4 protein-coding genes are annotated in these 3,937 nt (G+C 69.0%); all 4 read left to right on the top strand.

Features of this window, described 5'->3' with window-relative positions:
- Positions 1-179: 179 nt before the first annotated feature.
- Positions 180-1,589, top strand: a complete 1,410-nt coding sequence (gene dbpA, locus ACDELDRAFT_RS19880; RefSeq protein ID WP_005799846.1) for an ATP-dependent RNA helicase DbpA — start codon at positions 180-182, stop codon at positions 1,587-1,589.
- Positions 1,586-2,035 (top strand): D-aminoacyl-tRNA deacylase, encoded by a 450-nt coding sequence (dtd, locus tag ACDELDRAFT_RS19885; protein ID WP_005799847.1) that lies wholly within the window; start codon positions 1,586-1,588, stop codon positions 2,033-2,035. Before dbpA ends, dtd begins: the two co-directional genes overlap by 4 nt.
- A 109-nt stretch (positions 2,036-2,144) precedes the next feature.
- Entirely contained in the window at positions 2,145-2,591 is a 447-nt protein-coding gene (locus tag ACDELDRAFT_RS19890; protein ID WP_005799848.1) for a universal stress protein, read from the top strand.
- A 71-nt stretch (positions 2,592-2,662) separates the two neighbouring features.
- A partial coding sequence (locus ACDELDRAFT_RS19895) for an HAD-IC family P-type ATPase (RefSeq protein ID WP_005799849.1) occupies positions 2,663-3,937 on the top strand: 1,275 nt, incomplete at its 3' end.

Below are 3,937 nucleotides of genomic sequence, written 5' to 3' on the forward strand. Positions count from 1 at the left end.
CGCCACAGCCTTGATGGCCGCGCTGCTCGTGCATGCCGGCAGCAAGTGCGCGGTGGCCCTGGCCAGCGGCGGCTGGCGCTATGCGCTGGCCGTGGCGCCCGGCATCGTGGCGCATACGCTGGCGTTCGTGGGGGTGATGTCCCTGCAGGCCTGACGGTGGGCGCCGGATAATCCGGTCCATGACCTCCCAAGAAAACCAAGCCGCCACCGACTTCGGCGCGTTGGCGCTGAGCCCCGCACAGCTCTCCAACCTGCAGCAGCTCGGCTACACGCGCATGACGCCCATCCAGGCGGCCAGCCTGCCGCCAGCTCTACTGGGCAAGGACCTGATCGCCCAGGCCAGCACCGGCAGCGGTAAAACGGCCGCGTTTGCCCTGGCCCTGCTGGCCAACCTCAACCCCCGGCGGTTTGCCGTGCAGGCCCTGGTGCTGTGCCCCACGCGCGAGCTGGCCGACCAGGTGACGGCCGAGATCCGCCGCTTGGCGCGGGCCGAAGAAAACATCAAGGTCGTGACCCTGTGCGGCGGCGTGCCGTTGCGCGGCCAGATGCTGAGCCTGGAGCATGGCGCCCACATCGTGGTGGGAACGCCCGGCCGCGTGATGGACCACCTGGAGCGCCAGCACCTCACATTGGAAGCGCTGAACACCCTGGTGCTCGACGAGGCCGACCGCATGCTGGACATGGGGTTCTTCGATGACATCGCCACCGTGGCGCGCCAGTGTCCCAAGGAGCGCCAGACCCTGCTTTTTTCGGCCACCTACCCTGAGGGCATTGCCAAGCTCAGCGCGCAGTTCATGAAGACGCCCGTGCAGATCACGGTGCAGGCCCAGCATGCCGAGGGCAAGATCGAACAGCGCTGGTACGAGGTGAAGAACAGCGAGCGCCTGCACGCCGTGTCGCAGTTGCTCAACCACTTCCGTCCCGAATCGTCGATCGCGTTCTGCAACACCAAGCAGCAGTGCCGCGATCTGGTGGCCGTGCTGCAGGCGCAGGGCTTCAGCGCGCTGGCGCTGTATGGCGAACTGGAGCAGCGCGAGCGTGATCAGGTGTTGGTGCAGTTCGCCAACAAGAGCTGTTCGGTGCTGGTGGCCACCGACGTGGCCGCGCGCGGCCTGGACATCGCCAACCTGGCCGCCGTCATCAACGTGGACGTGACGCCCGACCCCGAGGTGCACATCCACCGCATCGGCCGCACGGGACGTGGCGATGCCGAAGGCCTGGCGCTCAACCTGGCCAGCATGGACGAGATGGGCAGCGTGGGCAAGATCGAGCAGCTGCAGGGCCGCGAATCGCGCTGGTGTCCGCTGGCCGAACTCACGCCCACGGGTGCCGGCCCGCTGGTGCCGCCCATGGCCACGATCCAGATCATCGGGGGGCGCAAGGAGAAGATCCGCGCTGGCGACGTGCTGGGCGCGCTGACGGGTGACATGGGGTACACGCGCGAGCAGATCGGCAAGATCAACGTGAACGATTTCTCCACCTACGTGGCGGTGGACCGCGCCATTGGTGCCCAGGCCGTGCAGCGCTTGAACAGCGGCCGTGTGAAGGGTAAGAGCGTGAAGGCGCGGCTGGTGACGGGCGAAGAATGATCAGCCTGCTGCAACGCGTACAACAGGCCCGCGTGGAGGTTGCCGGGGAAGTGGTGGGCGCCATTGGCGCCGGCCTGCTGGTGCTGGTATGCGCCGAGCGCGGCGACACCGAAGCCGAGGCCGACCGGCTGCTCGCCAAACTTCTGAAATTGCGCATCTTCAGCGACGCTGCGGGCAAGATGAACCAGAGCGTGCAGGACATCGCCGGCGGCCTGCTGCTGGTCAGCCAGTTCACGCTGGCTGCTGACACCACCGGCGGCAACCGGCCCAGTTTCACCCAGGCGGCCGCGCCGGACGAGGGGCGGCGTCTGTACGACTACCTCGTGTCCCAGGCCCGCAACGCGCACCCTTACGTCGCCACCGGCCAGTTTGCAGCCGACATGCAGGTGCATCTGGTCAACGACGGGCCGGTCACCATTCCGCTGCGCATGGCGCCCATGGCCTGACTGCCGTGGGGCCAACAGGGCCAAGGCACAAAAGTGCTGGCCGCCCTGCCGCACGACGCTTGCAACGGGCCGTCCAGGGGCTACGATGTGCATTTTGCGGAGGATGTCCATGTACGAAAAGATCCTGGTTCCGGTGGATGGCAGTCCGACCTCGTTGGCGGGCCTGCAGGAAGCGATTGCGCTGGCGCGCGTGATGGACTCGACGATCAGGGTGCTGCATGTGGTGGACGAAATCTCGTTCATGACCAGCTTCGAGTCGAGCATGGCCCTGACCGCGGAGGTGTTCGAGACGCTCAAGAAGGCGGGCCAGGAAGTGCTGCAGGACGCCGAGACCCGGGTGCGCGCCGCCGGGGTGGCGGTCGAGTCCGAGCTGTATGAAAGCTATGCGGGCCGCGTGAGCGATCTGGTGATTGCCAAGGCCAAGGAATGGGGCGCGCAGCTCATCGTTCTGGGAACCCACGGCCGCCGCGGCGTGGGCCGGATGCTGCTGGGCAGTGATGCCGAGCAGGTGCTGCGCCAGTCGCCTGTGCCGGTACTGCTGGTACGCGGCGCCTGAAGGCGCGCAGCGCTGACCGTGCGCGGTGGGCCGTGCCGGCCGGTGCCGTTGCCAAAAAATAGACCGCAGCCATGGCGCATGCACCGGTGGCGGGTAAGCCGCATTTCTGGAACCTTTCCCCGCAGGCGCTGAGCGAGCAGCTGGGCTGCGGGCTCGAGGGGCTGAGCCACGCCGAGGCGCAGGCGCGGCTGGAACGCCACGGCCCCAATGCCGACGCGCCGCCGCAGGCGCGCGGCCTGCTCACCGCCATCGGCAGGCGACTGCGGGAGCCGCTGTCGCTGATCCTGCTGGGTGCGGGGGCGGTGTCGGCGGCCACGGGGGACGGCGTGGGCGGCGGCATCATTGTCACCATTCTGGGCCTCTCGATCGGGCTCGACACCGTGCAGGAAGGGCGTGCCACGCGTGCCGCCGAGATGCTGAGGCGCGCCGTGGCGCTGCGGGCCGAGGTGCTGCGGGACGGCGCCTTCCGTCAGGTGCCGGTGGAAGAGGTGGTGCCTGGCGACATCATGCGTGTACGGGCGGGCGACATCATCGCGGCCGATGCACTGGTGCTGGACAGCGATGCCTTCACCGCTGGCGAGGCGGCCCTGACGGGTGAGCCCTATCCCGTGGAGAAACGGCCCGGCGCAGTGGTCACTGCTTCGGCGGCTGAGGCCCGCAACGCCCTCTTTCGCGGCGCTGTGGCCCAGACGGGCGAGGCGCGGGCCCTGGTGGTGGGCACCGGCCGCAACACGCTGTTTGGCGCCGCCGCCGCCGTGCTGGGCGAGGGGCAGGAGGTTTCCGCCTTCCAGCGCGACATGCATGCCTTCGGACTGATCACGGCCCGCCTTACGCTGGCGCTGGTGGTTGTGGTGCTGGCCACACACATGCTGTTCGGGCGCCCCGTGCTCGAGTCACTGATGTTTGCCGTGGCGCTGGCCGTGGGTCTCACGCCCGAGCTGCTGCCCATGATCACCACCGTGACGCTGTCGCGCGGAGCGCTGCGCATGGCGGGGCGCAAGGTCATCGTCAAGCGTCTGGCTGCGATCCATGACCTGGGGGCCATGACGGTGCTGTGCACCGACAAGACCGGCACGCTGACCCAGGCCGAGATCGCCCTGGCGCGCAGCCTGGATGCGGCGGGGCAGGAAAGCGCCGAGGCGGCCCGGCTCGGGGCCATTGCAGCCAGCCTGGGCGGCGACCGGGGAGCGCTGGATGCCGCGCTGCTGGCCAGCCACCCGGATGCTGCCCAGGGCTGGGCGTTGCTGCAGCGGCATGCCTTTGATTTCACCCGGCGCGTGGGCAGCGTCTGGGCCCAGGGGCCGGGCGGGCGCCTGCTGATCGTGAAGGGGGCGCCCGAGGCCGTT

This window comes from Acidovorax delafieldii 2AN (genome assembly GCF_000175235.1).
Lineage (GTDB): Bacteria > Pseudomonadota > Gammaproteobacteria > Burkholderiales > Burkholderiaceae_C > Acidovorax > Acidovorax delafieldii_B.

Coding starts and splice junctions, on each gene's coding strand:
- dbpA (WP_005799846.1), top strand. CDS start 180: ATGACCTCCCAAGAAAACCAAGCCGCCACCGACTTCGGCGCGTTGGCG.
- ACDELDRAFT_RS19890 (WP_005799848.1), top strand. CDS start 2,145: ATGTACGAAAAGATCCTGGTTCCGGTGGATGGCAGTCCGACCTCGTTG.
- dtd (WP_005799847.1), top strand. CDS start 1,586: ATGATCAGCCTGCTGCAACGCGTACAACAGGCCCGCGTGGAGGTTGCC.